The sequence below is a fragment of the Luteibacter aegosomatissinici genome, assembly GCF_023078495.1.
In the GTDB taxonomy this organism is placed as follows: Bacteria; Pseudomonadota; Gammaproteobacteria; order Xanthomonadales; family Rhodanobacteraceae; genus Luteibacter; species Luteibacter aegosomatissinici.
This window is the reverse complement of sequence record NZ_CP095742.1, coordinates 765,383-792,352: the sequence shown is the minus strand read 5'-3', so window position 1 is coordinate 792,352 and position 26,970 is coordinate 765,383. Positions and strand designations below refer to the sequence as shown.

The window sequence follows — 26,970 nt, the reverse complement described above, 5'->3', positions numbered from 1 at the left end:
AGCTTTGTCAGGTCGCAAGGCGGCGCAGGCGCATCACGAGCGCCACCGGAACATCGAGTGCCACCGGATCGAAGCGTGCGCCGGCCGGGATATCGGCCGGATCGAGCATCGGCTCGGCCACCGCATCGATGACCAGGCCGGCGCGCAGGCATGCGGCGTGCCAGTGGCTGTAGTAGTGAGTGGTGTGGCGCACGGCATAACGTTGCCCGCCCGCCTGGAAATTCCGCTGCCAGCCCAACGCCGCGCCCACCGGGTGGAAATCGCTGATGACCAACGTGGCCCCCGGGCGGGACACCCGGGCGAACTCGTACAGCACGCTCGCCAGATCGACCACATGGCCCACGGCAAGGCCGCATAACAGAAGGTCGGCGCTGCCCTCTGGTAACGGCAACGCCGCCAGGTCCCCTTGGGCCAGCGCCATACGTGCACCCGGGGGCGCATCGTCGAACAACGCAGCGGCCCGCGTGAGCATGGGGGCGGAAAGATCCACGCCAACCAGCGTCATCGCGCCCCGTTGCATGGCATGGCGCAGGTAACGGCCACTACCGCAGCCGGCATCCACCACGTGCAGTCCATCCAACCGCGTAGGCATGAGGGCAAGCATGGCCCGCTCTTCCGCCTGCATCAGCGGGTTGTGCGCATGCGCCGGATACGAGGCGGCCCACAAGGCATAAGCGGGTGCGGGGTCGAGCACAGGCGCGGCGAACATCAGTGCATCCTCCCCGCGCGCTCGAAGCCGGGCTCCAACGCCATGACCTCGGGATCGGCCAGCCGCGCATCCACCAGTTTCGGCCGGCCATCCAGGGTGACGGGCACCGTATCGATGCCGGCCGCGTCAAACCAATGGGCGAAGTCCGGGTCCGCGATACACGGGCGTCCCTCGTGGACGACGGCGCGCAAATCGGCGCGGCGAATGCCGTCCAGCGCGGAAGCGTCAGCACCACCCCGAGTAGCAATCACCATGAAGTTGGCGCACGCGCCTTCAGCGAGGGAACCGTGCGACGGCAGGCCAAAGATGCGCGCCGCATCCGTCGTGACGGTACCGAGCAAGGCAGGTGCCGGGAGCTCGTCGCGCTCGCGGATACCGCACATCTCATCGAGCAGGTCGCGCGCACCGGAGAGCCGTGAATCGCTGCCGAGCGCGAGGCGCCCCGCAGCGACCAGCACCCGTGGATCGAGCGTGGTGCCAAGCAGGTTGCGATTGCTCGCCGGGCACCACACCACCGCGGCACCGCGTGCCACGACCCGGGCCATGCCCTCCTCACCGAGCCCCACGCCGTGCACCAGCACGCTGTTCGCCGCGAAACACCCGAGGGCCTCCAACGCGTCCAGCTCACCGCGCGCGGTGGTATCACTGCCTTCGGCAAGATGGATGATCCACGGTCGATCGGATGGCGTAGCGGCATAGCTTTCGCGTACCGGCGGGCCGTACGACGGGCCACCCAGCGCATAGCTCCAGCCATGACCGCGCAACAGGCTCACGGGGAAATCCACCGCGTCCAGCGCGTCATGCCATGGATCGTGGTGCACCACGCACGTGGTCCCGGCAAGCAGGTTCTTCAGCGCGCCATGGCGGAGCCGTACGGCTTTCGGCACGGCGAGCGCGGCTTTCACCGCGGGCGCCTCGAAATGGGCCTGGAATGCGTCGATCCATGCATAACTGTTGGGGAAGACCGTGCCCCCCGGGAGCGGTGGTACGCAGTTCACCTGCAGGTGCTCATGGCCGTTGATCAGGCCGGGCACCACGATGTGCCCGCGCAGGTCGATCTCCACCGCGCGGCGCGGTGGACGCGCGGCGAAATGCGCGCCCGAGAGCGCTGGTGCGTGTCGCGATACCCCCTGCGCGGTGACGGATAGTGCACCACGCAATACCGCACCCGTGGCATGCCGCGCGCTCAACGGCGGTGCATCACGATCAGGAAGTGGTCGCCCATGTCACGCAACAGCGGCAAGCCGCCCAGGCGGTCATCCATCCGGCCCAGCCGTTCGTAGAACGCGGGCCGGCGGCGCGTGCGCTCCACCATGTACGGCGGGGGCAGGAACAGGCTCAGCGCGCGGTAGCGGCTCAGGGCGAAATGCGCCGCGAAGGCCTGGTAGAACTCGCGGGGAAAGTAGTAATACGTCCAGATGGTATGGCGGTTCATGCCCACCGGCGTCACGCCACGCGAGCCGCGCACGAGCGCACGGCGGAATCGCCCGCGTGCCGCGTAGTGGCCCACTTCCCACGGGCACACCCGGCCGATCACCGAGAACACAAGCGTGCCGCCCGGGCGAACCAGCCGCGCGCATTGTGCCGCGACCTGTGCCAGGTCAGGCGCGCAGTTCAGGGGACCGAAGTTCGAGTAAATGCCATCGAACTCACCTTCGAGCTTGTCGAGCTCCTGCACGCCAACATGCACGGCGTTCAAGCGCTCGGTCACGCCCGCCGCCTCGGCGCGGTCACGTGCGCGTTCCACCATCCGCGGCGACCAGTCGCTGGCGGTGACATGGAAGCGGCTGCGCGCGAACTCCACGGCGTCGATGCCGGTCCCGCAACCCAGGTCGAGCAGGCGCGAACCGGCAGGAAGTTCCTGGCGCACGGTGGCCCACAGGGTGTGGCGCATGCGCTGGATCAGTTCATTGTTACCACGCGGACCGTCGTAGTCGGCCGCCACGCTATCGAACGCCTCCTGCGTCTCGCGCAGGCGGATATCAAGCGGCGTCGGCGTTGCCAGGTCGTGCCTCGTACTCATCGTGTTCTCCGCCGTGCCGGTTACCTGCCCAGTGAGTGCCGACCTTGGGCTCCGGGGTTGAACGGCGCCGCGCATCGGCGGCGATAGCCGCCAGCACGCCGAGGAACAGGCCCCCGAGCACGCCCAGGCCGCCCACCAGCGGGATCATCGGTGCCACGGGGAAATCGGACACGTGGACAGGCCACGGCATGGAGGTCTCATACGTGTAGTTCCTGGCCAGGCGCGTGCTGATCTCGTTACGTGCCTGCTGCAGATCGCGGATCCCCTCATCGGTACCGGCCAGCGAGAAACTCGCGAGCGCGCCCTCGCCGTGCGCGCCGGACAATTCCGTACGCAGGCGCTCGCGATCGGCCAGGGCGGCCTTCAGCTCGCCATCGATCTCGGCCAGGCGCTGGTGCGCACCCGCGAACAACGCCGCGCCAATCGCCTGGTGGATCGCCTGCAGATGCGTCACCGTGGCGAGCGCGAGCTGGCGGGCATCACTGGGCGAGTAGGCCCGCACCGTTACGTGCAGCAGGTTGGCGTAGGGCTGTGGATCGAACTTCATGCTCGACCGGTACAACCTGGCCTCTGGCCCTTTCAACGGCAGGCCGATAGCGGTGAGTACTTCATCCTTGAAGGCGTCCGTCTTCATGCGTTCCATGACACGCAGGAGCGACTCCACCTTGGGATCCTGACCGGTGGGCGCCGAGCCCACCTGGCCGATCTGGATCCACGCATCCACTTCCCACTGCCGCTTCGCGGTGGCCAGGTAACCGACCACCAGGGCAAGCACGATCGTGAACACGCCGATGAACCACCAGCGCTGCCGGCGCAGTAGCCGCCACATATCGATCAGGTAGACCTCGTCGTTTTGCATGCTATGCCGCCATCAATGGGAGAAGGAAAAGGGGAACCGGCGACTCGGCAGCCATGCCGCCACGAGTTGCAACACCAGGCACAACCCGATGAAGCCGAAGTTCATCCAGATAAACGCCTGCGGCGCGAATGGCGCCATGAGGCAGACATAGGCCATGCGCAGGAAAACAAGCAACGCGAACAGCGAGCGCGACGCGGCGATCCGGCGCACGCTCCAGCGCATCAGCAGGTACAACGCCAACAGGGCCGCCATGGCGCCCAGCGGCCCCCAGGCGAGCAGGAACGGCAGGAACTCCGTCCCGACGTTCACGTTGGAGGCGTCGAGGGGGATATCGGTGCCCATGGTCGCGATGGACCCCTGCAGCGGCACGAGCTGGTTCATGAGGAAATCGGGGTTGTGGTAGCCCTTTGCCACCATGGAGGCAAAGTTGTACGGCCCGGCGCTGATGTACAGCAGCAGCCACTGGATGCCGGCGGGTGCCGCCTTGTAGACATCGCCGAACGGCAACGCCACTGTCGCCACGGAGCCCGAGCGCAGCATGCCCAGCAACGAAAACGCCGTCACCCCAATGACGCCCAGCAGTGCCACGCCCCGCCACGGCAAAGGCCTGGCCGGGTCACGGCGAAAGATCATCACCAGCGCGAGCGCCACCACGCCCGCAAAGATGCGGTTGCGGTCAACCACCAGCACGGGGAACAACAGGCCGCAGGCGACCAGCGCGTAACGTACCGGCCGGTTGTGCGTGCAGAGCATGCCGATCACGGGCAGGATCCAGCACAGATCGGAAATGCGGCGGATATGTTCGTGGCCGCCCTCCATGGTCGCGTACATCGACGGATCGTGGATCAGCGCCACGGGGAACAGCGCGAGGTCCAGTGCGCAAAAAAATAGCACACCGCCGGCAAACGCCAGGCCAAGGAATCCATCGCGGGTGTGCGCGTAGTCGCGCTCACGCAGCGCCTGCCATGCGGGGAGGCGATCGTGGCCGATGGCATCGCAGACGATGAGGCACACCGCACCCAGCACCAACAGCACCACCCCGGGCCCATAGCCTTCGGGCAGGTCAAAGATCGACCCAGTCACCGCGCAGGCCAGCAGTAACGGCCACGCGATATACGTGGATGGCATGCGCAACAGGGCCCTCATGCTTCCTCCGGGCGCGGGTGCACCGCCGTGGGCCGCACGGCCGCCCAGCCGCGCAGCAAGGCATAACAGCCGAGGCGCAGTGCGACCCGACCGGGCTTGCCCTGGAGAAAAGCCACCTTCGCGCCGATGTAATGGATCTGTGCGCGCAGCAAGGTTCGGCATGGCTCGTCGAACAGGCCCAGCCGGCGGATGGCTACCTCGCGTGACTCTTCCAGGTTCACGATGCGCGTAGCCCGATGGCGGGTCTTGCTCAGGTTGGCACCGTGCAAGCGATAAGCGCACACCGGGGTATCGATAAAGCCCAGCGCATCGCTCGCTGCGAGCCGCAGGAACAGATCCCAGTCGTCGATGCGCAACCCTTCCGTCCAGCGCGCCACCGTTTCCAGCGCGCTACGCCGGAGCAGCGCGACGGGGCCACCAATGGCCCAGCGCGTGATCACCGCACGGCGGATACCCTGGTCCGTCGCATACAGGCGCTTGTCAGCGCCATGCAGGTCCCTCATCCCGCTGGCGTGCAATTGCCGCCCCTCGCGGTCCACCACGACGGAGTCACCGATCACGGCCCCCTTGCGGGGATGCCTCGACAGATACCGGACCTGTGCTTCCAGGCCACCCGGCAACAGGTAGTCATCGCTCGCACCCAAACGGTAAAACTCGCCATGCGCACGGGCGGCAAGTTCATTGAGCGTCGCGGTAATGCCTTTGTTTGCGCGCTGGGCGAATTCGATGGTCACCTCGTGGCCGTGCCGTGCGATCCAGGCCTGGATCCGCTCACTGGTCTTGTCGGTGGAGCCATCGTCGATGATCACGATCTCCTTGGCAGGGTACGGGTCTTCCAGCACGCTATCCAGGCAACGTTCCACAAAGTCTTCGTGGTTGTACGCCGGGATGAGGATGGAGACGAGCGGCAACGTGCTCATGCAGGCAGCCTCCCCAGGTAACGGCGCACCACCACCAGGTTGAACAGCAGGTAGGCAACGTAGTTGAGGGCGAAGGCAACCATCGCCCCCGGCAAGCCAAGGCGCGCCGTGCACAGGTACACGAGCACCAGGTAGCTGGCGGCGAAGACGCACTCCGAGATAACGAACAGGCGGGTCATCGCCTTGGCCAGCGTCATGTACGAGAGTACGAACGCGGCGATCTTCACGACATCGCCCAGCAGTTGCGCCGCGTAAAGGTCGTTCGCAGGTGCAAAGTCCGTACTGAACAGCAGCCGGGTCACCCAGTCGCGCAGCACGTATATCAATGCGGCGCTCGCTGCCACTGCGGGCAGAAGGATACGTGCCGCCCCCTGTAGCTCCGCCGCGAGCGCCGCGCGGTCCTGCGTCGAGGCGAGCTTGGGCAGATAGTAAATATTGATCGCCGTGGTGAAGAACAGCAGGTACGCATCGGATACCCGGGTGACCGCCTGCCAGTACCCGACCTGCTCCCAGCCATAGGCACCGGCAAGGTGGTCACGCACGGCAATGTTGACCAGCGGCGGCAGCAGGGCCGACGAGAGGCTCATAAGGGAGAACATTGCCAGCCGCCGGGTCATCTCGGGATCGAAGCGCATGCGCAGCATGCCGCGCTGGAAATAGGGGCTGCGCCACCACGCCGGCAAGCCGACCAGCAACCAGAACAGCTGGCCCAGCACCACCGCGAGCAACGCGCCATAAAGCGCGAGCCAGCGTGCCAGGCACAGCGCGAGCGCCACGCTGAGCAGCGAACCAAGCACCTGCACGAGCGCTAGCCGGCGCACATCCATGAAGCCATTGATCACCGCCAGCACGTAGTTCACCAGGGCGATCCCAAGCTGGGCGACGGCCAGCACGCGGATCAGGCTACCGTACGACGGATCACCCAACAGCCACGCTGCCAGCGGGCGCGCGAACAACAGCGCTGCGCAAGCCATCGTGCACGAGGCGGCCATGGCGTAACCCAGGGCCGATGCCAGCAGACGCGATAACCGCTCCGGGTCATCACGGTACTCGGCGACGTACTTCACGATCCCGGCACTGATCCCGCCACCGGCCAGCACCGCAAGCAGCGACATCAGGCTCATGAACTGGCCCAGCTTGCCGACACCGACGGGCCCGGCCAGCCACGCCACGAGCTTGACCAGCACCAGCGCAGCGCCCAGCCGGGCCGCGGTGCCGATGGCCGACCAGGCGCCCGCGCGTACGATGTTCATGCGGCCTCCGCGAACGCGCGGCAGGCGGCGATCACATGGGCGACCTGCGCATCGGTGAGCACCGGGCTCAACGGGAGGCTCAACACGTCACCCGCCAGTTGATCCGTCACCGGCAGGTGCAGGTGGGCCAGGTCGGCGTAGGCGGCCTGACGGTGCGGCGGCACCGGATAGTGGATCTGGCTTTGGATGCCGAGCGCGTGCAAGTGGCGTTGCAGCGCATCGCGCCAGCTGCAGCGCACGACAAACAGGTGCCACGCGTGCGCCTCTTCACGCACGACCTCCGGCAGGATGATCCCCGGGTGGCGGATACCATCGCGGTACCGGGTCGCAATGGCACGCCGGCGGGTGGTATCCGCATCGACGTGACCGAGCTTCACCCGCAACATCGCCGCCTGCATGTCGTCCAGGCGCGAGTTGATGCCGCGCATGGGATGGTCGTACTTCACCTCCGAACCGTAGTTGCGTAAGGCAGCCACGTATGCCGCCAACTGGTCATCATCGGTCACGACCGCGCCGCCATCGCCCAACGCGCCCAGGTTCTTGGTGGGAAAGAAGCTGAAAGCTGCCGCATGGCCAAACGCGCCTGCACGGGTGCCGCGGCTTACCGCGCCGTGTGCCTGCGCAGCGTCCTCGAGCAACAGCAAGCCACGGCGGCCGGCGATGTCCGCCAGCGCGGTCATGTCCGCCAGTTGTCCGTAGAGGTGCACCGGCATGATCACGCGCGTGCGCGGACCAATCGCCGCCTCCACCCGGGCGGGATCGATGTTGAAGGTGTGCGGGTCGGGGTCCACGGGCACCGGGCGCAAACCGTTTTCCGTGATGGCGAGGAAGCTGGCAATGAAGGTGTTGGCCGGCACGATCACTTCGTCGCCTTCCACCAGCTCACCCATCTCGCGCCAGGCGCGCAACACCAGCGACAGCGCGTCCAGCCCGTTGCCACAGCCGACGGCATGCCGGACCCCACAGTACGCGGCGAATTCCCGCTCGAACGCCGCGAGTTCCTCGCCGAGGATGTACCACCCCGCATCGATGACCCGCGCGGCGGCGGCCTTCAACGCGTCCGCGTCGCGACGGTTGACTTCACGCAGGCTCAGGAAAGGCACGTCCATCACAACACCCACTCGTAGCGGTCATGCACCACCGCCCTGGCGCCAAAGGATTCCTTCTGCGCGACCAGGCCAGCGTTGAGTACCTTGCCCTCGTCTTCCGTCGATATGCCGAAGCTGAAGCGCGGGCGTTGCGCGTACACGCCGCCCACCAGCTCGGCCAGCAGGAAACTCAAGGCGCCGCCATCGCGGCCTGCCGCGGATGCGGCGAGGTACTGGCTGTGCACGGTATGCCCGAAGTCATAAATCACCACGCCCGCCAGCAGCTCATCACCGCGGTGTGCTTCGTGCAGCACGATCTGCCCGGGGAAGCGTGAGCGCAGCAGGTCCAGTTCCGCCAGGCTATGCGTCGGTACGGCGTCGTGACGGCGCAACACATCGGCCAGCATGGCGTGGAACGGCGCCATGTCGGTGCCGATACGCGTGACAACACCGGCCGCACGCGCCTTTGCCACGGCACGGCGACGCATCGTGTTCATGGCCGGCGCATCGCCAAGCGCCAGCACCGACGAAAGGTCACGCCGGGTCAGCGATGCGCCGAGGCGGTGCAGCGCGTAGAGGTCTTCCTCTGCCGGCCACGTGTGGAACACGTGCGGCACAGGCTTGTAGATGAAGCGGCGGACGCCGTCACGACGGTAATGCTCGCCGATCCGCCCGAACGCCTCGAGCGTGCCTTCCGCGCGCAATGAACGCAGCGCCACCAACCCACCATAAGTCAGGCCAGCGTGGCTGCACACCGTGTCACCGTCGCGATTGGCGGCCAGCACGGCCACCACCTCGCCGTCGTTCTCAAGCACAAGGGAGGCATCGGTGAAACGGTCCGCGTGGTAGTCCATATAGGCACGGCTGTGCAGGAACGTACCGTTGCGCGACTGGGCCACCACGGCGTCCCAGCGCGGCGCGTCAGCCGGTGTATAGGGCCGGACGCTAAGCACGGTACGCCTCCGCGAGGCCAAAGCCATCCACGCCCATGTCGTTGCCGTTGTAGAACATGAGTGTGCGCTCGCCATCATCGAGCAACGCCGGATAGCAGATCGTGCGGGAATCCCAGCCACGCTCGGAAAGCGCCAGCCCGAACCGCTCGTCGTGCCGCTCCCAATGGATGCCGTCCGCACTCGTGGCGCAGCCGGGGAAATAACCGCCTTTGGTATCGCCACGCGTGAAGTACATCAGGTAGCCGTCGCCGTCACGGTAAACACGCGGTCGGCCGATACGGTATTCCTGGCCCTGCGGCAGCAGGCACACCTCGTCGCGCGCGGGCTGGCCATGCAGGTCATCCGTTTCCCGGTAGCGAATGTGGTACCGGGGAAACGGCTGGCCGCCGATCATTTCCCAGCCATCGCCCGCGGCATACCAAAGCCGCCAGCGGCCACCCTCGTACCTGGCCGAATGAATCGCCGCGATGCTGCTCCGCCCCGGGCCACGATCGAGCACCGGCGTTTCCTGCACCCGCGCAAACGTGTCGCCACCGTCGGTGGAAAGGGCAAGCCCGGTGAATGCCAGGAACTTGGCACGCGCCACACGCTGGAACCCCACGTAAAACAGGTGCAGGCCGCCCGGCGCTTCGACCAGGTCGCCAAGGATCATCCCGTTGTCATCGAAACAACCGCCACGCCCGACATCGAGCACCGGCCGTGCGCTCACGCGCACCACCTCCCCCGGCCGCTCGGCGTCCATGTCCACATAGCCGATCCGGCCGATGCCTTCGTCATCGCGAAAGCTCGCGTAGACGCGGATCGTGCCGTCATTGCGCCGCCACGGCGTGGGCGTGAGCGCGGAATGACGCATCCAGCCGCCGACGCCCTGGCGAAGCGTATCGAACACCAACCCGCGTTTGGTCCATGCCGTCATACGCATCCCCTAGAGCGCCACATCCAGGCTGCGCTTGCCTGGCAGGGGTTTCGCCGGTGACCCGACATAGACGAGGCCAGGCTCGGTATCGCGCACGACGAGCGCGCCTGAGCCAATGATGTTGTCCGATGCCACGCGCACTTTGTCGTTGAACGTGCTATTGACGCCGATGAAACTGTGCTCACCGATCTCGCAGTAACCCGACACCACGGCATGCGAGGCCATGAACACGTGATCGCGGATCACCGTGCGGTGGCCGATGTGGTTCCCACTCCACAGGATGCAGTTATCACCGATCGTGACGAACGGCTGGATGACGTTGCCTTCGAAGATGAAACAGTTGTCGCCCACCGTGGCATTTCGCCACACAAACGCGCGCGAACTGATGTAGCGGGCGAAGCGATAGCCGCGTGCCTTCAGGTCACGGTAGAACCGGGCACGCAGCCGATTGAGGCCGCTGGCCGGGATGGCGACGAAAACGTCGACATCGTCGGGCGGATAAATCGCCTCGATATCCTCGTACGCGACAACCGGCGTGCCATCGATAGCATCGCGATCCAGCCATGCACGTTCGACGACGAAGGCCACGACCTCGCGGCCGGCGTCGTGGGTAAAGTATTCACGGGCGATCAAGGCGAACTCGCCCGCACCGATAAGGACTAACGGCCGGGCCATGCGGCGGCCACTCCCGGAAAGGCGTGCGCGTTGGCTTCGCCCAGGAACTGCTCGTAGTCGGCGATGTAATCGGTGGGGTCGTAGGCCTGGTCGGCAAGTACCATCACCACGCAGTCGTCGCTGAAATGGTGCAGCTCGCGCCACACCATGGGCCCGATGAGCACCCCGCTGGCAGGGTCATCCAGCGTCACTTCCGCCGGCCCCGTACCGTCGTCGAGCAGGAAGGTCACGGAACCGCGGACCGCCACGGCCAGCTGGGTCAGCGTGCGGTGGGCATGTTGCCCGCGCCGCACGCCATCGACCGTGGCGAAGATGTAATAGACGCGGCGGATATCGAAAGGCACATCGCGCATGCCCTCGAGCGCCACGAGCATGCCGCGGCTATCGCCGTGGATCTGGAAGGGTATGCGAGCTATATCCATGGCGAATCCCGGCGTGTCGCGGTGGTCTTCGAATGAGTGCAGGGCCCGGCGCGAAAGGTTGCGGGCGCCAGGGCGCAACCTTTCCGTGCCACGGCTGGCACTCATGGCCATGCGTCGCCCGGCTGGCGGGCGCCGGAGGGGATTGCCCTGCATGGCCTGGAACACCCAAGACCAACGACCCGTACCGTGGCCCCGGCCCTTGCGCGTGCTGCACTGGCTCACCGTGGTATGTGTCGTTTGCGCGGCGGCGCTCATCCTGTTGCGTGATGAGGTATCCGGGCGAAGCCTGCGCATGTGGTTGCTGGAAGGCCACCGGCACTTCGGCCTGCTGGTGCTCGTGTTGTTCGCCGTACGCGTCGTGCTGCGCCTGCGCGCCGCGCGCCTGCCGCCCATCCCCATGCCGAGGATCATGCATGCGGCCGCCGCAGCGACCCACGTCGCGCTTTACCTGTTGCTGCTGGGCATGCCGCTGATCGGCTGGGCCATGAGCAGCGCGGGTGACCACGATGTGCATTTCTTCGGCCTGACGCTGCCACGCCTGGTGGCGCCAGATGACGACCTGGCCGATCGCTTGCAGGCACTGCACATCGATGCGGCCTGGGTGCTGCTCGCCCTGGTCTGCCTGCATATCGGCGCCGCCCTTTTCCACCACTTCGGCCGTCGTGACGGCCTGCTGCACCGGATGTGGCCGCGCAAGGGCGCGTAAGCGTCCGCCTGCCCCCAAACCACAAGGAGTTCCGCCCCATGCCACCGTTACCGTTTCGACGTCGACCGCGCACTCCCGGCCACGCCGCGTGGTGGGCGGCCCTTGCGCTGGTGCTTTCGCTGGTGAGCCACACCGCCCAGGCCATTCCCGCGTACGCACGGCAGACGGGCTCGGCCTGCGCCGATTGCCACGCGGGGGCTTATGGCCCGGCGCTCACGCCTTACGGCATGCGCTTCAAGCTGAATGGCTATACCGATACCGACGGCCAGGGCACCAAAATACCGGTCGCCGCGCAGATCACTGCGAGCCACGTGAACCCGAAGACCGGCCCCAGCGATACCACGCTGACCGAAGGCGATCTGTACCTGGCGGGCAGGCTTACCGACAACGTCGGCGGCTACATCAAGGTGGAAGCCGACCATACCGGCCACGACACTTACAACACGCGGCTCAGCAATATCGACCTGCGCTACGTCGCGAAGGAACTGAAGATCGCGGGCAAGGACACGACGATCGGCGTAACCGTCAACAACAGCCCAGGCTTCCAGGACCCGATCGGCGCCCTGCCAAACGCGTCGTTCCTCGCGCCGGGCGGGGCCACGGGCACGTTGTTGAGCCCGGGTGCACCGAATGCGCTGACCAACCGCGTGATCGGCGCGAGCGTGTACGCGCTTTACGACAAGGTCTGGTACGCCGAAGCCGGCACCTACCGTTCGCTGCAGCGAAGCACGCAGGATGACCTCGGCTACAACGTCGGCGGCGACCCCGGCAAGCTGAGCGATACGGGTTACTTTCGCTTTGCGTACATGAAGGACATGCGCAAGCAGTTCTTCTCCGCAGGCGTCGTGGCACTCACCACCAAGCGTGAATTGCCGCGTGGCGCGTCGAAGGACGATATCGACGACTTCGGCTACGACCTCACCTACCAGTACCTGGGCAACCGCGAGCACATCGTGCAGGCCAGCTACGTGAACATCTACGAGCGGCGCAAGTACGGTACCGCGTTACCCAATCCATTCGTCCCCGGTGCACTCGAATCGAACCGCGGGTCCGCGCGCGACCAGGTCGCATCGGTGACGTACACGTTCAGGCAAACCTACGGCATCCAGGTATCGCAGCTGAAGAGCACCGGTAGTGCGAGTGATGTGCGCTACCCGCCGTTCGGCGATCCGGATAGCACGATCAACCTGTTCACCCTCACGTGGGCGCCGTTCGGCAAGGACGATAGCTGGATCACCAAGGGCAACCTGAAGCTCGCCGCCACGTGGTTCCGGGTCACCCGCTTCAACGGGCGCGGCTCCAACATCTTCGGTGCGCCACCCGGCGTGCGCGGTGTGGACGCCTCCGACCTGAATGCCTTCACCGTTTCCGCAAGCATCGCCTTCTAGCCCGACAGGAATACGACGCGTGACTCCCCCAAACCACCCCACCCTGCCCGCGCGCCTGTTGGCCGCGGGCTTTATCGCAAGCTCCCTGCTGGCATCGCTTCCAGCGGCGGCCGGCAACGCGAAGGCAGGCCAGGACGTGTTCAAGTCCGAGTGCGCCGAGTGCCACGCCGTGGCCCAGGGCCGCAACAAGAAAGGCCCCAGCCTGTTTGGCATCGTGGGCCGTAAATCGGGCAGCCTGCCCGATTACAACTATTCCGATGCGCTGAAGAACATCGGCTGGACCTGGACGCCCGAACAGTTACATACGTACCTATCCCAGCCAGCGAAACAGGCCAACCCCGGCACCAAGATGAAATACGATGGCCTCGACAATGCGAAGGACCTGGACGACCTGCTTGCCTACCTCGCCACCTTGCACTGAGGCGGAAGCAGACGCCGGAACCACGCCACGGGGCGGGCCAAGTAAAAGATGACGTGATGTCGGACAACCTGACCCAAGCCAGGCCAGGCAAGCCCATGGTCCGCCGCGACGCACTCCCGCCGCGGTGGCGCCTTGCCGTGGCCGTGGTGGCGTGCGGCCTGGCACCCCTGCAGGCCTGGGCTGGCGACTGGGGTGGCACCCTGGCGGTCAGCTCGCAGCTGGTCGATCGCGGCGTCGCCGTGACCCCGCCTGCGCCCATCGTGCAGGGGGGCGTCAGCTGGGTGACCCGCGATGGCTGGTCCGTCGGTGCGTCGGCCAGCTACCAGACCCGCTCCCCCGGCCGCATCGCCGAGACCCTGGCCCAGGTCGCGAAATCCTGGTCGCTCAGCGATGACTGGCAGCTCCAGGCCGGCCTGCTCGATTACCGTTACCCGGGCAGCGCCAGCGGCACCCGCACCTACGACCGCACCGAACTGGGCGTGAGCGTGCTCTGGCGTGATGTGCTGACCATGAGCGCCTCGGCCATCCAGCTGGCCCACCGCGGCGGCGGCCCGCGCGGCGCGGCCGACGTGGGCTTCCGCTGGCCCCTGGCCTGGCACGTCTCCGCCACCGGCGGCGTGGGCCTCGCGCAATATCTCGTGCCGCCCTACCGGTACTATCACGGGCAGTATCATCGGGAGACCCAGTCCAGCCGCTACACCTACGGCCACGCGGGCCTGGTATGGCAAAACGGCGCCTGGCGGGTGGAACTCATGCATGTCTTCACAAACCGCGAGCGCAGCCAGGGCGAACAGCGGGTTTCGCCCTGGGTAGCCACCCTGGCCCGCACCTTCTGATGCCATGGCAACCATTGGGCCCGCCGCACGCACTTACGGTCCAGGTACCCCACGCAAGCCACAGCCATGACCCAGGCCGATACCGACGCCAATGACCGCCTGCTCCTCCAGCGGATGTCCGCGGGCGACCGTGCCGCGCTAACGGTGATGTACCGGGCGTACCACGGCCGGCTCACCCGTTTCCTGGCCCGCCTGACCCGCCGGGCCGACATCATCGAGGAAGTGATCAACGACTGCTTCTGGATCGTGTGGCAGAAGGCGGCCAGCTTCCAGGGCGAATCGCGCGTCTCCACCTGGATCATGGGTATCGCCTACCGCTGCGGCCTCAAATCGCTGCGCCAGCACGGCAGCGAACCGGTCGATGAAGACAGCGTGCCAGAGGACCGCATTCCCTCGCACGATCCCGGTGATGACCGCGAACTGCGCGACTGGCTAGGCCGCGGCATGGAGCGGCTCTCGGCCGACCAGCGCGTGGTGGTGGAACTCGTATACGGTATCGGCCATTCGCTCGACGACGTGGCGGCGATCATGCAATGCCCCGTCGGCACCGTGAAGGCTCGCCTTTTCCATGCGCGCGTGAAGCTGCGCAACGTACTACCGGGCCTGGCCGGCGAAACGGCCACGTCCAAGGAGAAACTGCCATGACCCGCCCCACCCCAGCCGGCAGGGAGTGTGCCCGCGCGTGGGAAGCGATGCCCTGGATCCTCCAGGCCACCGCCAGCCATGAACAGGCCGCGTGGCTCGAAAGCCACCTTGCCACCTGCGACGATTGCCGCGGCGAATTCGAGCAGCAACGCAAGCTCGCGCGCGCCGTGCAACTGCCGCCCAACGTAACCCTGGATCCCGAGCAGGGCCTGCAGCGCCTGTTCGCCCGCCTGGATGTGGATGACCCGCAGCAGTCCGCGCCCGAAGCGCCCGCCGCCAGCCATGGCTGGTTGCTGCGTACGCTGGCCGCCGCCGTGGTGTTGCAGGCGATCGGCCTGGGCGCGCTGGGCCTGAAACTGTGGTCCACCGATACGCCCGTGGGTGCTTACCGGACGCTCAGCGATGCCGCCCCGGCCACGCCCGCAGGAGCGATCCACGTAGTGCCGGACAAGAGCATGAACATGTCCGCCTGGAATGCGCTGCTGCAGGCCCAGCACCTGCGCGTGGTCGATGGCCCGAATGGCGTGGGTGCCTACACCGTGGTCCCGGAAGACGCTGCCGTGAATGCGAAGCAGGCTTCCGACCGCCTGCGTAGCACCACGGGTATCCGCTTTGCGGAACCGGTCGCCGGGAATCCATGAAACACCGCGTACTCCTGCTGCTTGCAACGGCCCTGGCCCTCGCAGGGTGCGCGGCGACGCGCCCGTCCGGCGCTGCGCTGACCGCACCCGCATCGGCACCGGCAAGCGGCGATACCAGCGTGGCGGCGGGCATGGATAGCTCACGTGACATCGTGCTTGCCGTCTCCAACCCGCTGGAGCCCGCCGCCACGCATGCAGGCTCCAGCCTGCTCGGCTATGCACCGGCACCTAACTACGGCGCAGGCCAGCGTGCGCGCTCGCTGCTTTCCGATCTGCGCCGCCAGTACGGCTGGAATGAAGTGGGCGGCTGGCCCATCCGCGCGCTCGGCGTGTACTGCATCGTGCTTCGCCCGCCCGCCGGCATGGACCGCGACGCGCTGATTGCCGCGCTGGCGAAAGACCAACGCGTGGAACTGGCGCAACCGCTGCAGGAATACGCTGTTTATTCCGACCAGGACGAAGCGCACTACAACGATCCCTATACCGACCTGCAACGCGGCTTCGTGGAAACGCACGCCGCGGAAGCGCACACGGTGACCCAGGGCGATGGCGTGCACGTGGCCGTGGTCGATACGGGCGTGGATCTCTCGCACCCTGACCTGAAAGGCCATATCGCCGATACCCGCGATGAGGTCTCCGACCACGACAACGCCTTCGCCACCGATCGCCACGGCACCGAAGTGGCCGGCATCATCGCGGCCGTAGGGAACAACCACCAGGGCATGGTGGGCATGGCGCCCAAGGCCGAAGTCAGCGTGTACAAGGCCTGCTGGTACGCGGATGCGAAAAGCGGCGCGCGCTGTAATTCCTTTACGCTGGCCAAGGCACTGGCCGCCGTCAACGACACCGATGCACGGATCATCAACCTGAGCCTCGGCGGCCCGGCGGATCCCCTGCTCGGCAAGCTGCTCGACCAGCTCCTTTCCCAAGGCCGCATCGTCATCGCTGCGCTGCCGCCCAATGGCGATCCGCGTGGCTTTCCCGATAGCGCGCCCGGCGTAATCGTTGTCCGCACCACCGCGACAGGCCCTGCCCCGCCTGGGGTCGTCAGCGCTCCCGGCAACGACATCCTCACCACCCAGCCCGGCGGCGGTTACGACTTCACCTCGGGTTCGTCCATGGCCACGGCCCATGTCAGCGGCATCGTCGCCTTGCTGCTGTCCGTCTCCCCCGGCCTGGATGCCCGCGCCGTCCACGACATCCTGCTGCGCACCAGCGCGCCTACCAACGGCCTGGTGCAGGTCGATGCCGCGGCTGCCGTCGATGCCGTACCCAAAAAGGCCATCGCTCGACGTTGAAGCCCGGAGTCAATGCGATCATTCTGATTTTTCGCGCCGCTCATCGGATATGTGAATCGCATCGCGCTCTGCAACGATACATCGGTCTTTTCAGAATCCTTCCATATCGTTTCGGCGCCCCGTCGTAAATCCTGAGTCCTCGTGCCATCACTGCCGAGACTCATGAAACGCGTAACCTTGCTTGCGATCTGGCTTGCCTCATTCGCTCCACTTCCCGCGCTGGCTTCGGACCAGCTCGTCGTTTCGTTGCACCCACCCGCAACCGCCGGGAAGGGGAGCGTGAAAGTGAGCGTCGAGTTCACCAATTCGGGCGACCAGCCCGCCTTCGTTTATCGACCAGAATCACCCTTCGGTCGAGAGGACAACGTACCTTCCTCAGATTTTCTTCGCGTCTTTGATTCATCCGGAAATCCCGTTCGCTACACGGGATCACGGGACCACTGGGGCGCGATTAGCGATTCGCATTTCAGGCGAATCGAGCCAGGCGAAACCGTCGTCAAAGAAGTAGACATCTCTCATGCCTACGATTTCGGGAACGGTGGTGTTTTCACCGTGCAGTACGTTGCCGCTCGCCGTGACATCAGCATGCGACCAGCCGCACACCGTTTTACGATCGATACCACTGAAGCGCAGACGCTCAAGTCCAACGAGATGGTTATCTCCGTAGGAGGACCCAGCGAGCGCGAAACACGACCATCATTGACTACATCCACGTGCAGTTCTGAACAAATTTATGATTGCGGGACAATCTCGAGTTCTTCGTAGTGGACACGACACCGTACGACGAAGCGGCGCCCGTCATGGCACCGCGTGCGCTTCCTCCAAGCTGCCAATAGCTGGCAAGGTCCGGGAGTAGATGGGCCAGCGCCCGAGATAGGCTAAAATGCCGTCCATGCGCATCGGCCCCTACGCCATCGCGCCCGCCGTGGTCCTCGCGCCCATGGCCGGCGTCACCGACAAGCCGTTCCGGCTCCTCTGCAAACGCATGGGGGCCGGTCTCGCCGTGTCTGAGATGACGACCGCCGATCCGCGCCTGTGGAACACCCGCAAGTCGCTGCGCCGCATGGATCACGATGGCGAGCCGGAGCCGGTAAGCGTGCAGATCGCCGGCTACGATCCCGGCATGCTGGCCGAGGCCGCGCGCTACAACGCCGATAACGGCGCGCAGATCGTCGATATCAACATGGGTTGCCCGGCCAAGAAGGTGTGCAACGTATGGTCCGGCTCGGCGCTGCTGCAGGATGAGCCGCTGGTCGGCCGCATCCTCAACGCGGTGGTCAAGGCGGTGGATATTCCCGTCACACTGAAGATCCGTACCGGCTGGGATCGCGAAAACCGCAATGCGTTGACCATCGCGCGCATCGCCGAGGATGCCGGTATCGCCGCACTGGCCATGCATGGGCGCACCCGTGCCGACAAATACGAAGGCGAGGCAGAGTTCGCCACCATCGCCGCCGTAAAGGCCAGCGTCTCGCTTCCCGTATTGGCGAACGGCGATATCACCACGCCCGACCGCGCACGCGAAGTGCTCGCGCTGACCGGCGCCGATGCGGTGATGATCGGCCGTGGCGCGCAGGGGCGGCCGTGGATCTTCCGCGAGATCGCCCATCATCTCGAAACGGGCGGTTACCTACCCGAGCCGACGCCTGCGGAAGTGCGCGATATCCTGATCGGCCACCTCGAACACCTCTACGCCTTCTACGGCGAAGTGATGGGTGTACGCATCGCACGCAAGCACCTTGGCTGGTACGCGAAGGATCGCCCAGAGAACGCGGCGTTCCGCCATGTCGTGAACCGCGCGGAAGATGCCGCGACGCAGCTTCGCCTCACGCGCGAGTATTTCGACGCATTGGCTGCGGGCGTGTCGCTCGCGGCGTAGCGGCATGCGCGGCGGTTGCGCGCGTTAGCGATGCACCGCCGTGACGCGTGCTGTCCGCTCGCCAGCGCGTGGGCGTGGTCCCGGCGATCTTGCGGAACACCGTGCTGAAGTGTGCCTGCGTGCTGAAGCCGACGCTGAGCGCGACGTCATACAGCGGATACGCCGTCTCAGCCATCAGCTGCTTGGCGCGCTGGATGCGCTGCTCGAGCAAATAGTCGTGCGGACGCATGCCGGTTGCCGCGCGGAATTGCGCCGCGAAGTGCATGGGTGAGAGCCCCGCCGCGCGCGCCATATCCGACAACGAAATCGGTCCAGCCAGATGGGCCTGGACGAAGTCCCGCGTGCGGGCCAGGCGATGCGCTGGCAAGGGCAGCTGTTCGCGCGCCGCGTCGGTAGCGACACGTGCCGCCGTACACGCCAGGACACCACGCATGAGGATCGCTTCGATCAGCGACGCGACGAAGAACGCTTCGCCCTTGTCGAGCATCGTGCGCGCCAGCAGCTGGAGAAGTTGCTGGAGGACAGGATCGTCGTGCTTGCGAGCCAGCCCCGACGCGGCGAAGGTTCGCATGCGCGGCGTCACGTGTTCGCCCCAGCACGCATCCGGCACCATCAGCACCACTTCCTCGCCATCGCTCAGCCATTCGGAGCGGGCCGGGACGCCGGGGCGCCCCACATGCGCATACCCGGCCGCCGCCTCGCCACACGGCATCCACCGTCCTTCCGCGTGCACGGAAATACGGCAACGCCCGAACGGAAAGCGCAGGGCGATGGCGCCCTGGGGCGCCTCCAGCGGTGCGCCCACGTCACCGGCGGTATAGCGGGCCACGAAGGCGGATGCGGATGCGGACGCGGGATGACCTTGATGGTAGACAGCAGGGGACACGATCGCTCTCCTCCCGGACGCGCGGCCGGGCCTATGGATTCGGTGATGAGTGATCGCCGTGGTGCGCCCCTGTGCACACCTTCTTGACGGCGTAAAGATAGGATGCATCCGCACGAAACACCCTGTCAAGATTTATTTTTACGCTGACAAGATATCCCGTCTCCCCCGTGATGAGATTTTGCGTTGGCCGCTTCACGCCGAGCCCACCGTGCGATTGCGATCAAGGGAGCGCGATCCCGCAAACGCACACCCGAGGCCGCCTGCACCATGCGCGCATGAACAGCCAGCCACCCCGCTCCCGCCGCTTCCGTACCGCGTACATCGTGGCCGCGGTGACGGCCGTCTATCTCGTCGTGCTGGTGGTGGCCGTGCGCGAGGCGCTGGTCCGGCAAGCGGGCGAGAAGCCGCCCATCTTCCACGTGCGCCTGGATCACCCGGCGTCCGGCCCGGTCTCCGGCCGACTGCTGTTGTTCGTGACCCCGGCGAAGCCCGCACTTGCCGCCGCCAAAGGCCATGCCGTCGGCGAGGTCGATACCGATGCGTGGCATCCGGATAAGGCTGCCGTAGCCGCACGCGAGGTTTTCCGGCTTACACCCGGGGCCACCGTGGAGATCGACACCGATGCGCTCGCCTTCCCCACCGGCTTCTCGAAGCTGCCACCCGGCGAGTACCTCGCCCAGGCCGTGCTCGACCAGGACCACAACTACAACTACAGCGGGCGTGACACCGGTGACCTCGTCAGCGGCATCATCCCGGTCACGCTGCCGACGCTGAAGCCGCCCGTACTCACCCTCAACGAGGTCAAGGCCGACCGGCAACCCTGGAAACTGGCGTGGGAAACACCCGAGGTGCAAGCCGATGCCGGGCCGGCGCGGAAGGACGCCGTGCGGATCGAAGAACCCAGTGCTGCACTCACTGCCTTCTGGGGGCGGCCCACCACGCTGCGCGGTTGGGTGCTGGTACCGCCGGGGTACCGCGAGCAGGGCGACACGCGCTACCCCACCGTGTACTTCACGCATGGCTACGGTGGTGACGAGGATTCACTGGTCGATGATCTGGTCAACGTGCACCTGGCCATGCAGCGCGGGGAGATGCCGCCGATGATCTGGGTGTTCCTCGACCAATCGACGCCGACGGGCACACACGAGTTCGCTGACTCCGTGAACAACGGACCGTGGGGCGAGGCGCTGACGCGTGAGCTCATTCCCTGGCTGGAAACGCGTTACCGCATGGATGCCCGTGAAGCGGGGCGCTTCCTTACCGGCCACTCCTCCGGTGGGTGGGCCACGCTGTGGCTACAGACTCACTACGCCGATCTATTCGGCGGCACATGGTCAACCTCACCCGACCCCGTTGATTTCCATGACTTCTCGGGCGTGGATCTGTATGCGCCCAAGGCGAACATGTACAGGAGGCCGAATGGCACGCCATGGCCGATCGACCGGGTCCGCTTCAAGGCGGAAGGCACATTCGCGAATGCGGCCCGGCTTGAGGCCGTGCTCGGTCCCTATGGCGGCCAGCTCTCATCGTACGAGTGGGTGTTTTCGCCGCGTGGTCCCAGCGGCTCACCCATGCCACTGTTTGATCGCGCCACCGGCGATGTGGATCCCGCGGTGCGTGATTACTGGGTGGCCCACTACGACATCAGCCGCTATGTCACTACCCATTGGAATACATTGAAGCCACATCTGGACGGCAAGATCCACATCACCGTGGGTACGGACGACACGTGGTACCTGGACGGCGCCGTGCATCGTTTCAAGGTGGCACTGGATGGCCTGGGCGCGCGTTCCGAGATTCGCTTCCTACCGGGGAAGGCGCACATGGATCTGTACGCGCGCAACGGCGATCCGCATGCCTTGCTGAAAGAGATGGCCTGGGAGATGTACGCCGTTGCACGGCCCGATGCGCCCAGGCCTGTCGTGCAGCGCTAGGTCACTGGGTACCCGGCCAGCCATAACGCGATGTTTTCTGCGTAGCGCCGGATCGACCGGCGGGCTTCCGCGGATCCCGCTAACCCGTCACCCGGCGCTTCGCTCACGAAGCTCGGCGAACCCAGGGCGGGGTCCCAGTTGTAGTCGGCGAAATGGTGGAACGTGGACTCCGCGACGGCCGGGCCGGTACGGCCGTGTGGTTCAAAGGCTACCGCGATGTTGAACGTGCGCCCGGTAAGTTCGCTGCGGCCGGTTGCGATGATTCGCGCCGTGGAATCGCCCGCCGGCTGGCCGACCGCACCCTCGTGTGGGTGCGCGGGCAGGAAGCGGAGCGCGCCATCCGGCGCATCCGGGTCATGCAGCACGGGATGCAACGGCAACACGGGCTCGATCGTCTGGTAATCACCGTTCGCGCCCGAGTGGTAGTTTGGCCACTGGATGCTCGTGGTGATGGTGTCGTCGTTCTGGTGCCGGCTGGTATCCGGGTCCGGGTTCTTCGAATGGAAGAAGTGCGCCGCGCCCACGCCACCGAGGGTACACACCGAGCTACCCAGGTCCATGTGGTCACGCGCGACCAGCATGCCGCCGCCCCGCTCACGGAACCGGCCAATCGCCTCGCAATCCTCAGGAGCCAGCCCGTCGCCGACATCGACGGCGAACAGCCAAAGCTGGTCGTAGTCCGAGGTATCCAGCCTCGACAGCACGCTGTCAGGCGCGCCCACCGGATCGCGATCCCGCGCGGTCACCTCGAACAACGGCTGGCCGTCGGCACCCTCCATGGAGGACAGGGTCTCCTTCAGCAGCGAGAACCGGCCGATATGCCAGTCATCGTCCGTGGGCGGGATGGTGCTCTGCAGGAGGATGCGCTTCATGGGGTCGTCTCGTCACCAATTTGCCCGAGCGTACTCGGAACGGCGCAGCCACGTATTGAACGGCATGGTGCAACAGCGCGCCTCCGCCCTGGGTACCAATGAGCCATCGTCGAGCAGCGCACCGAAGTAAGGCGCGCCCGGGTCGGTAACGACATCGAATGGCGATTCCATATCACCCACGAAGCGCCGCACGAGGTCGGACATGCGTTCCCGCTCGGGCCCAGCCAGCTCCAGCGTGGCATTGAAGGGCTCACCCACCGCGATCGCAGCCATGGCCTCCGCCACATCCGAGGAGGCGACGGGCTGGATGAGCGCCGGTGACAACCTCAGGACCTGGTCTGCGATCGCCGCCTCGACGATCGCCAGCAGGAATTCGTAGAAGTGCGTGGCATGCAGGATCGTATAAGGCACGCCTGAGGCCCGGATCATGGCCTCCGCGTGGGCCTTGCCGCGAAAATAGGGGCTGCTCTCCAGCCGGTCGGTACCCACCACCGAGATCGAAACGTGGTGCTTTACGCCCGCCCGCTGCTCGGCATCCAGCAGATGGCGCGCGCCTGTCGTGAAGAAGGCATACGACGGCTCGCCGTAGGGCGGCTCCGCGTTGCTGGCATCCACGACGACATGGGCACCCGCCAGGACGTCATCCAGACCCGCACCGGTGACGATATCCACGCCCGTCACACGCGATGCCGCAGTCACATTGTGTCCGTCGTTGCGCAGCAGCGCGGCGACCTGCCGCCCCACCAGGCCATGGCCGCCAATCACCACGATATTCATGGGGCACCTCGCAATCACCACGCTTCTGTGGTGACGATGCTAGGCCTGCCCTAAGAGCTCCGGAAGTAGCGACACCGGCGATGGCGCGTTGCCTTGTACGCACCAATCGCCCAGGAAAGCTCACCTTTACGATTTTTTGAGGGCAGTCGCGAGTTTTGTGCGGTCCAGCTCCTTTTCCCACGCGCAGACCACGATCGCCGCGACGCCGTTGCCGACCAGGTTGGTCATGGCCAGGCCGGTGCCGAGGAAGCGGTGGATGCCGAGGATCAGGACCATGCCGGCCACGGGCACGACCGGGACCACGCTGAGCGTGGAGGCCAGCATCACCAGCGCCGCGCCGGCCACGCCAGAGGCACCCTTCGATGTGAGCATGCCCACGATCGCCACGGTAATCTGCTGCTCGATCGTGAGGTCGATGTTCAGCGCCTGGGCGATGAACAGGATCGCCATGGTGAGGTAGATGTTGGTGCCGTCGAGGTTGAACGAGTAACCCGTCGGAACGACCAGGCCCACGGTCTCCTTCGGGCAACCCGCCTCTTCCATCTTGCGCATCAGCGGCGCGAGCACGACTTCGGATGAGCTGGTGCCGAGCACGATCAGCAGCTCATCCTTGATGTACCCACAGAAGCGAATGATGCTGAACCCACACAGCCGGCCGACGATGCCAAGGATCAGTACCACGAAGATGATGCAGACCAGGTAGAAGCTGCCAATCAGCTCCATGAGCGGCACCAGGGCCACCACGCCGTACTTGCCGATGGTGAAGGCAATCGCACCGAACGCGCCGATCGACGACACGGCGGTGATGTAGTGCACGATCTTGAAGAAGACCTGCGCGCCAGCCTCGATCACATCGTAGACCGGCTTGCCGCGCTCACCGGTTGCCGCCAGCGCGCAGCCGAACAGTACCGAGATGAGCAGGATGGAAAGCACATCGCCCTTGGCGAAGGCATTCACGAACGTCGTGGGGATGATCGACAGCAGGAAGTCGATCGATTCGATGTTGTGGCCCTGGGCCACGAACGAGGCTACCTCGTTCGCCTTGAGGCTGGCCGGATCCACATTGAAGCCGGTACCCGGGTGGAAGATGTGCCCCGCCACCAGGCCGAAGAACAACGCCACCGTCGAGATGATCTCGAAATACAGGAGCGCCTTGCCGCCGACACGGCCGACCTTGCGCATGTCGCGCATGCCGGCGATGCCGGTCACCACGGTGCAGAAGATGATTGGCCCGATCACCATGCGGATGAGCGCGATGAACGCGTCGCCGAACGGCTTCATGGCCACGGCGTACTTCGGCGAGAGGTAACCGAGGATGACGCCCAATACCACCGCCACCAGCACCTGCACATACAGCTGGCGGTAGAACGGCTTGCGCGGACGCGCTGGCGGGAGGGTGGTGGTATCGGGCATGGTCACGCTCTTCAGGCGAAGTCGTACAGGCGCGCGGGGTTATCCACGAGCAGGCGATGGCGCAGGGCCTCATCGGGGCAGAAGCGGAACATGAGGTCCACCAGGCCGCCGTCGTTGGGCATGTCCTTCGAGATGTTCGGGTGCGGGAAATCCGTACCCCACAGCACGCGATCGGGTGCGGTTTCGATCAGCGCGTGCGCAAACGGAATCGCGTCGTCAAACGGGCGCTTGCCGACCGAGACGCGTTCGGCACCGCAGACCTTCACCCACGCCAGCGGATTATCGCGCATCAGCGCCAGCAGCAGGCGGAACGGTTCCTGTTCAACGCCCTTCGCGGCCTGCACGCGGCCCATGTGGTCGATGACGAACGGCACGCGGATCTTTGCGAGCACATCCTGCAGTTCCACGATGTCCTGGGCATCCAGGTGGAGCACCACGTGCCAGCCCATCTCGGTGACGCGATCCAGTACGCGCCAGAACACATTCATGTCCGGGCGGCCGCCAAGGTGCTGCACGAAGTTGAAGCGAACAGCGCGCACGCTACCGTCATTCAATATCGCCAGGCCTTTTTCGTCGATGCCGTCATCCACGATCGCCACGCCACGGTAGCGGCCGTTGCTGCGCGCAATGGCATCGAGCATGGCGGTGTTATCGGTACCATGGCAGCTCGCCTGCACGATCACACCACGATCGAACCCCAGGAAGTCGTGCAGGGCCACGAGGTGTTCGTACGGTGCATCCGGCGGCGTGTAGCTGCGATCGGGCGCGTACGGAAAGCGGTCCGCCGGGCCAAATACATGGCAATGCGCATCGCATGATTTCGCGGGCATCGCCTGCAGCGGCTTCGTGGGGTTCGGGTCGGGCGGCAGGCAGCCCTTGAGCGGGTTATTCATTCGGCAGATCGTCCACATAGCGCAGCCCGGCTTCCGCCAGGCGCGGGCGCATATCGTAAATATCCAGGCCAAGCTCGCCCGCCGCAAGGCGTTCGCGCTTGGCTTCTTCGTTCAGTACGCGCTTGCGCGAGGCGGCAATCGCCGACTCCACGGAGGCATGCGGTACAACGACCACACCATCATCATCGGCGACGATCGCATCGCCGGCCTTCACCAGCTGACCACCAATCACCACGGGCACGTTCACCGAGCCGAGCGTAGCCTTCACGGTGCCGCGCGCGTGCACGGCTTTTGCCCACACCGGGAAGCCCACGCGGCGCAGTTCGGCGCTATCGCGCACGCCCGCGTCAATCACCAGCCCTACGACACCGCGCGCCATGAGCGAGGTGGCGAGCAGGTCGCCAAACATCCCATCGGTATTCTCGGTGGTGCAGGCGACGACCAGCACATCACCTGGACGGCATTGCTCCACGGCCACGTGCAGCATCCAGTTATCGCCGGGCTGCGCCAGCACGGTCACGGCCGAGCCCGCGATCGCACGATCCCGCTGGATCGGCTGGATCGGCGGCAGGAACAGGCCAACGCGGCCCTGCGCCTCGTGCACGGTGGCTACACCCATCGAGGCGAGGGTTTCGGCCTGGTCAGGTGTGATGGAGGGGCGATTGCGGACCACGACGCCCATCATGCCAGCGTGCCCTGGGTCACGTGCGGGAAGACGCGCTGGAAGGCTTCGGCGTACTTGATCTTGAAATCGGAGTTGCGCGAAGCCTGCGCGCCGCGCTGCAGGCCGACGCGGGTGTAGTACTCCCACAGGTGCTCCTGCGCGGCCATGGTCTCGAAGGCGGCCTGCTTCTTTTCCCACACCGACGAAATGTCGAGGAACAGTTCCGGCTTCCACTCGCACTGCTCCGGCTGGTGCGGTTCGAACAGGAACACCGGCGGCGCGCCGATCACGGGTACCGCCGGCTCATGGCCATGGGCCTGTGCCACCACGCGTGCTTCTTGCGCCACATGGGTGGCCAGCGGGTGGTCGAAGTTGTACGGGTCCTTCAACGAATGGCTGAGCACGAACGACGGGCGCAGCTCGCGGTAGACCTTGGCGAGGTGGAACACCACGTCCAGATCAGCGCGCATCGGGTAATCGCCGATATCCAGGAACTCGACGCTGGCGCCGAGGATGGCGGCGGCCGCTTCGGCTTCCCGGCGGCGGTCGGTCTTCACCTTTTCCATCGTCATGCCGGGCACGCGCCACAGCTTGGCGGATTCACCGCGCTCGCCGAACGAGAGGCATACGATGTGTACTTTCCAGCCCTTTTCGGCGTGCAGCGCGATGGCACCGCCGGCACGCCACACGAAGTCGGCGGAATGGGCGCTTACGATCAGCGCGGTCTTGTTCTCAGACATGGGGGGCTCCGTG

The 26,970-nt window shown here is 65.8% G+C and carries 29 protein-coding genes; 10 read left to right on the top strand and 19 right to left on the bottom strand.

The window, feature by feature from the left end; translation table 11 throughout:
• Positions 1-7 precede the first annotated feature (7 nt).
• The 12 genes from L2Y97_RS03490 to L2Y97_RS03435 are packed head-to-tail and all read right to left on the bottom strand — an operon-like array spanning position 8 to position 10,964.
• Positions 8-709, bottom strand: coding sequence for a class I SAM-dependent methyltransferase (locus L2Y97_RS03490; RefSeq protein ID WP_247433031.1), 702 nt, complete (start codon positions 707-709; stop codon positions 8-10).
• Positions 709-1,899, bottom strand: coding sequence for an amidohydrolase family protein (locus L2Y97_RS03485; RefSeq protein ID WP_247433028.1), 1,191 nt, complete (start codon positions 1,897-1,899; stop codon positions 709-711). The genes L2Y97_RS03490 and L2Y97_RS03485 overlap by 1 nt, the downstream gene beginning before the upstream one ends.
• Positions 1,896-2,732 (bottom strand): class I SAM-dependent methyltransferase, encoded by an 837-nt coding sequence (locus tag L2Y97_RS03480; protein WP_247433025.1) that lies wholly within the window; start codon positions 2,730-2,732, stop codon positions 1,896-1,898. The genes L2Y97_RS03485 and L2Y97_RS03480 overlap by 4 nt, the downstream gene beginning before the upstream one ends.
• Positions 2,692-3,591, bottom strand: coding sequence for a Wzz/FepE/Etk N-terminal domain-containing protein (locus tag L2Y97_RS03475; protein WP_247433022.1), 900 nt, complete (start codon positions 3,589-3,591; stop codon positions 2,692-2,694). Before L2Y97_RS03475 ends, L2Y97_RS03480 begins: the two co-directional genes overlap by 41 nt.
• A gap of 12 nt (positions 3,592-3,603) precedes the next feature.
• Positions 3,604-4,737, bottom strand: coding sequence for a hypothetical protein (locus L2Y97_RS03470; RefSeq protein ID WP_247433020.1), 1,134 nt, complete (start codon positions 4,735-4,737; stop codon positions 3,604-3,606).
• The gene (locus tag L2Y97_RS03465; RefSeq protein ID WP_247433017.1) at positions 4,734-5,657 is read right to left on the bottom strand and encodes a glycosyltransferase; all 924 of its coding nucleotides are present in this window, start codon (positions 5,655-5,657) and stop codon (positions 4,734-4,736) included. Before L2Y97_RS03465 ends, L2Y97_RS03470 begins: the two co-directional genes overlap by 4 nt.
• The gene (locus tag L2Y97_RS03460; protein WP_247433014.1) at positions 5,654-6,910 is read right to left on the bottom strand and encodes an O-antigen translocase; all 1,257 of its coding nucleotides are present in this window, start codon (positions 6,908-6,910) and stop codon (positions 5,654-5,656) included. The genes L2Y97_RS03465 and L2Y97_RS03460 overlap by 4 nt, the downstream gene beginning before the upstream one ends.
• Positions 6,907-8,019 carry a DegT/DnrJ/EryC1/StrS family aminotransferase gene (locus L2Y97_RS03455; protein ID WP_247433012.1) on the bottom strand — a complete coding sequence of 371 codons (1,113 nt, stop codon included), beginning with the start codon at positions 8,017-8,019 and terminating at the stop codon, positions 6,907-6,909. The genes L2Y97_RS03460 and L2Y97_RS03455 overlap by 4 nt, the downstream gene beginning before the upstream one ends.
• The gene (locus L2Y97_RS03450; protein WP_247433009.1) at positions 8,019-8,951 is read right to left on the bottom strand and encodes a GNAT family N-acetyltransferase; all 933 of its coding nucleotides are present in this window, start codon (positions 8,949-8,951) and stop codon (positions 8,019-8,021) included. Before L2Y97_RS03450 ends, L2Y97_RS03455 begins: the two co-directional genes overlap by 1 nt.
• On the bottom strand, positions 8,944-9,867 hold the full coding sequence (locus L2Y97_RS03445; protein WP_247433006.1) for a glycoside hydrolase family protein: 924 nt from the start codon (positions 9,865-9,867) through the stop codon (positions 8,944-8,946). Before L2Y97_RS03445 ends, L2Y97_RS03450 begins: the two co-directional genes overlap by 8 nt.
• Before the next feature lie 9 nt (positions 9,868-9,876).
• The gene (locus L2Y97_RS03440) at positions 9,877-10,542 is read right to left on the bottom strand and encodes an acetyltransferase (RefSeq protein ID WP_247433003.1); all 666 of its coding nucleotides are present in this window, start codon (positions 10,540-10,542) and stop codon (positions 9,877-9,879) included.
• Complete coding sequence (locus L2Y97_RS03435) at positions 10,527-10,964, bottom strand: sugar 3,4-ketoisomerase (protein ID WP_247433000.1); 438 nt, start codon at positions 10,962-10,964, stop codon at positions 10,527-10,529. The genes L2Y97_RS03440 and L2Y97_RS03435 overlap by 16 nt, the downstream gene beginning before the upstream one ends.
• A 151-nt stretch (positions 10,965-11,115) precedes the next feature.
• On the opposite strand from L2Y97_RS03435, the gene L2Y97_RS03430 reads away from it, so the two are divergent.
• The 9 genes from L2Y97_RS03430 to dusB all read left to right on the top strand — a co-directional run bounded on the left by L2Y97_RS03430 (position 11,116) and on the right by dusB (position 18,778).
• Complete coding sequence (locus L2Y97_RS03430; RefSeq protein ID WP_247432999.1) at positions 11,116-11,670, top strand: cytochrome b; 555 nt, start codon at positions 11,116-11,118, stop codon at positions 11,668-11,670.
• A 38-nt stretch (positions 11,671-11,708) separates the two neighbouring features.
• Entirely contained in the window at positions 11,709-13,058 is a 1,350-nt protein-coding gene (locus L2Y97_RS03425) for a cytochrome C (protein ID WP_247432996.1), read from the top strand.
• 73 nt (positions 13,059-13,131) lie between these two features.
• Complete coding sequence (locus L2Y97_RS03420) at positions 13,132-13,479, top strand: c-type cytochrome (protein ID WP_425492845.1); 348 nt, start codon at positions 13,132-13,134, stop codon at positions 13,477-13,479.
• 56 nt (positions 13,480-13,535) lie between these two features.
• The gene (locus L2Y97_RS03415) at positions 13,536-14,315 is read left to right on the top strand and encodes a TorF family putative porin (protein ID WP_247432990.1); all 780 of its coding nucleotides are present in this window, start codon (positions 13,536-13,538) and stop codon (positions 14,313-14,315) included.
• Positions 14,316-14,381: 66 nt separating this feature from the next.
• Complete coding sequence (locus tag L2Y97_RS03410) at positions 14,382-14,960, top strand: RNA polymerase sigma factor (protein ID WP_247432988.1); 579 nt, start codon at positions 14,382-14,384, stop codon at positions 14,958-14,960.
• The gene (locus tag L2Y97_RS03405; RefSeq protein ID WP_247432985.1) at positions 14,957-15,601 is read left to right on the top strand and encodes a zf-HC2 domain-containing protein; all 645 of its coding nucleotides are present in this window, start codon (positions 14,957-14,959) and stop codon (positions 15,599-15,601) included. The genes L2Y97_RS03410 and L2Y97_RS03405 overlap by 4 nt, the downstream gene beginning before the upstream one ends.
• The gene (locus tag L2Y97_RS03400) at positions 15,598-16,899 is read left to right on the top strand and encodes a S8 family serine peptidase (RefSeq protein ID WP_247432983.1); all 1,302 of its coding nucleotides are present in this window, start codon (positions 15,598-15,600) and stop codon (positions 16,897-16,899) included. Before L2Y97_RS03405 ends, L2Y97_RS03400 begins: the two co-directional genes overlap by 4 nt.
• A gap of 162 nt (positions 16,900-17,061) precedes the next feature.
• Complete coding sequence (locus L2Y97_RS03395) at positions 17,062-17,664, top strand: hypothetical protein (protein WP_247432980.1); 603 nt, start codon at positions 17,062-17,064, stop codon at positions 17,662-17,664.
• A gap of 127 nt (positions 17,665-17,791) precedes the next feature.
• Complete coding sequence (dusB, locus tag L2Y97_RS03390; RefSeq protein WP_247432977.1) at positions 17,792-18,778, top strand: tRNA dihydrouridine synthase DusB; 987 nt, start codon at positions 17,792-17,794, stop codon at positions 18,776-18,778.
• Here dusB and L2Y97_RS03385 read toward each other — a convergent pair.
• Complete coding sequence (locus L2Y97_RS03385) at positions 18,726-19,607, bottom strand: helix-turn-helix domain-containing protein (protein WP_247432975.1); 882 nt, start codon at positions 19,605-19,607, stop codon at positions 18,726-18,728. The genes dusB and L2Y97_RS03385 overlap by 53 nt on opposite strands.
• Positions 19,608-19,939: 332 nt before the next feature.
• Here L2Y97_RS03385 and L2Y97_RS03380 point away from each other — a divergent pair, with 332 nt between their 5' ends.
• Positions 19,940-21,598 (top strand): alpha/beta hydrolase, encoded by a 1,659-nt coding sequence (locus L2Y97_RS03380; protein ID WP_247432972.1) that lies wholly within the window; start codon positions 19,940-19,942, stop codon positions 21,596-21,598.
• On the opposite strand, the gene L2Y97_RS03375 is transcribed toward L2Y97_RS03380, so the two are convergent.
• The 6 genes from L2Y97_RS03375 to L2Y97_RS03350 form a co-directional block, all read right to left on the bottom strand.
• Complete coding sequence (locus L2Y97_RS03375; RefSeq protein ID WP_247432970.1) at positions 21,595-22,470, bottom strand: hypothetical protein; 876 nt, start codon at positions 22,468-22,470, stop codon at positions 21,595-21,597. The two genes, L2Y97_RS03380 and L2Y97_RS03375, sit on opposite strands and share 4 nt — an antisense overlap.
• Before the next feature lie 12 nt (positions 22,471-22,482).
• Positions 22,483-23,247: an SDR family oxidoreductase gene (locus L2Y97_RS03370; protein ID WP_247432968.1), complete on the bottom strand. Its 765-nt coding sequence runs from the start codon at positions 23,245-23,247 to the stop codon at positions 22,483-22,485.
• A 126-nt stretch (positions 23,248-23,373) separates the two neighbouring features.
• Positions 23,374-24,660 carry a dicarboxylate/amino acid:cation symporter gene (locus L2Y97_RS03365; protein WP_247432965.1) on the bottom strand — a complete coding sequence of 429 codons (1,287 nt, stop codon included), beginning with the start codon at positions 24,658-24,660 and terminating at the stop codon, positions 23,374-23,376.
• A gap of 11 nt (positions 24,661-24,671) precedes the next feature.
• Positions 24,672-25,553 (bottom strand): amidohydrolase family protein, encoded by an 882-nt coding sequence (locus L2Y97_RS03360; protein WP_247432962.1) that lies wholly within the window; start codon positions 25,551-25,553, stop codon positions 24,672-24,674.
• Entirely contained in the window at positions 25,546-26,235 is a 690-nt protein-coding gene (locus L2Y97_RS03355) for a 4-carboxy-4-hydroxy-2-oxoadipate aldolase/oxaloacetate decarboxylase (protein ID WP_425492844.1), read from the bottom strand. The genes L2Y97_RS03360 and L2Y97_RS03355 overlap by 8 nt, the downstream gene beginning before the upstream one ends.
• On the bottom strand, positions 26,235-26,957 hold the full coding sequence (locus L2Y97_RS03350; RefSeq protein WP_247432957.1) for a PIG-L deacetylase family protein: 723 nt from the start codon (positions 26,955-26,957) through the stop codon (positions 26,235-26,237). The genes L2Y97_RS03355 and L2Y97_RS03350 overlap by 1 nt, the downstream gene beginning before the upstream one ends.
• Positions 26,958-26,970 lie beyond the last annotated feature (13 nt).

What these genes read in the sequence shown, in the direction of transcription:
- L2Y97_RS03490 (WP_247433031.1), bottom strand. Translation starts at nt 709, where the DNA reads ATGTTCGCCGCGCCTGTGCTCGACCCCGCACCCGCTTATGCCTTGTGG.
- L2Y97_RS03480 (WP_247433025.1), bottom strand. Translation starts at nt 2,732, where the DNA reads ATGAGTACGAGGCACGACCTGGCAACGCCGACGCCGCTTGATATCCGC.
- L2Y97_RS03475 (WP_247433022.1), bottom strand. Translation starts at nt 3,591, where the DNA reads ATGCAAAACGACGAGGTCTACCTGATCGATATGTGGCGGCTACTGCGC.
- L2Y97_RS03470 (WP_247433020.1), bottom strand. Translation starts at nt 4,737, where the DNA reads ATGAGGGCCCTGTTGCGCATGCCATCCACGTATATCGCGTGGCCGTTA.
- L2Y97_RS03465 (WP_247433017.1), bottom strand. Translation starts at nt 5,657, where the DNA reads ATGAGCACGTTGCCGCTCGTCTCCATCCTCATCCCGGCGTACAACCAC.
- L2Y97_RS03460 (WP_247433014.1), bottom strand. Translation starts at nt 6,910, where the DNA reads ATGAACATCGTACGCGCGGGCGCCTGGTCGGCCATCGGCACCGCGGCC.
- L2Y97_RS03455 (WP_247433012.1), bottom strand. Translation starts at nt 8,019, where the DNA reads ATGGACGTGCCTTTCCTGAGCCTGCGTGAAGTCAACCGTCGCGACGCG.
- L2Y97_RS03445 (WP_247433006.1), bottom strand. Translation starts at nt 9,867, where the DNA reads ATGACGGCATGGACCAAACGCGGGTTGGTGTTCGATACGCTTCGCCAG.
- L2Y97_RS03440 (WP_247433003.1), bottom strand. Translation starts at nt 10,542, where the DNA reads ATGGCCCGGCCGTTAGTCCTTATCGGTGCGGGCGAGTTCGCCTTGATC.
- L2Y97_RS03435 (WP_247433000.1), bottom strand. Translation starts at nt 10,964, where the DNA reads ATGGATATAGCTCGCATACCCTTCCAGATCCACGGCGATAGCCGCGGC.
- L2Y97_RS03430 (WP_247432999.1), top strand. Translation starts at nt 11,116, where the DNA reads ATGGCCTGGAACACCCAAGACCAACGACCCGTACCGTGGCCCCGGCCC.
- L2Y97_RS03425 (WP_247432996.1), top strand. Translation starts at nt 11,709, where the DNA reads ATGCCACCGTTACCGTTTCGACGTCGACCGCGCACTCCCGGCCACGCC.
- L2Y97_RS03415 (WP_247432990.1), top strand. Translation starts at nt 13,536, where the DNA reads ATGTCGGACAACCTGACCCAAGCCAGGCCAGGCAAGCCCATGGTCCGC.
- L2Y97_RS03410 (WP_247432988.1), top strand. Translation starts at nt 14,382, where the DNA reads ATGACCCAGGCCGATACCGACGCCAATGACCGCCTGCTCCTCCAGCGG.
- L2Y97_RS03405 (WP_247432985.1), top strand. Translation starts at nt 14,957, where the DNA reads ATGACCCGCCCCACCCCAGCCGGCAGGGAGTGTGCCCGCGCGTGGGAA.
- L2Y97_RS03400 (WP_247432983.1), top strand. Translation starts at nt 15,598, where the DNA reads ATGAAACACCGCGTACTCCTGCTGCTTGCAACGGCCCTGGCCCTCGCA.
- L2Y97_RS03395 (WP_247432980.1), top strand. Translation starts at nt 17,062, where the DNA reads ATGAAACGCGTAACCTTGCTTGCGATCTGGCTTGCCTCATTCGCTCCA.
- dusB (WP_247432977.1), top strand. Translation starts at nt 17,792, where the DNA reads ATGCGCATCGGCCCCTACGCCATCGCGCCCGCCGTGGTCCTCGCGCCC.
- L2Y97_RS03380 (WP_247432972.1), top strand. Translation starts at nt 19,940, where the DNA reads ATGAACAGCCAGCCACCCCGCTCCCGCCGCTTCCGTACCGCGTACATC.
- L2Y97_RS03375 (WP_247432970.1), bottom strand. Translation starts at nt 22,470, where the DNA reads ATGAAGCGCATCCTCCTGCAGAGCACCATCCCGCCCACGGACGATGAC.
- L2Y97_RS03370 (WP_247432968.1), bottom strand. Translation starts at nt 23,247, where the DNA reads ATGAATATCGTGGTGATTGGCGGCCATGGCCTGGTGGGGCGGCAGGTC.
- L2Y97_RS03365 (WP_247432965.1), bottom strand. Translation starts at nt 24,660, where the DNA reads ATGCCCGATACCACCACCCTCCCGCCAGCGCGTCCGCGCAAGCCGTTC.
- L2Y97_RS03360 (WP_247432962.1), bottom strand. Translation starts at nt 25,553, where the DNA reads ATGAATAACCCGCTCAAGGGCTGCCTGCCGCCCGACCCGAACCCCACG.
- L2Y97_RS03355 (WP_425492844.1), bottom strand. Translation starts at nt 26,235, where the DNA reads ATGGGCGTCGTGGTCCGCAATCGCCCCTCCATCACACCTGACCAGGCC.
- L2Y97_RS03350 (WP_247432957.1), bottom strand. Translation starts at nt 26,957, where the DNA reads ATGTCTGAGAACAAGACCGCGCTGATCGTAAGCGCCCATTCCGCCGAC.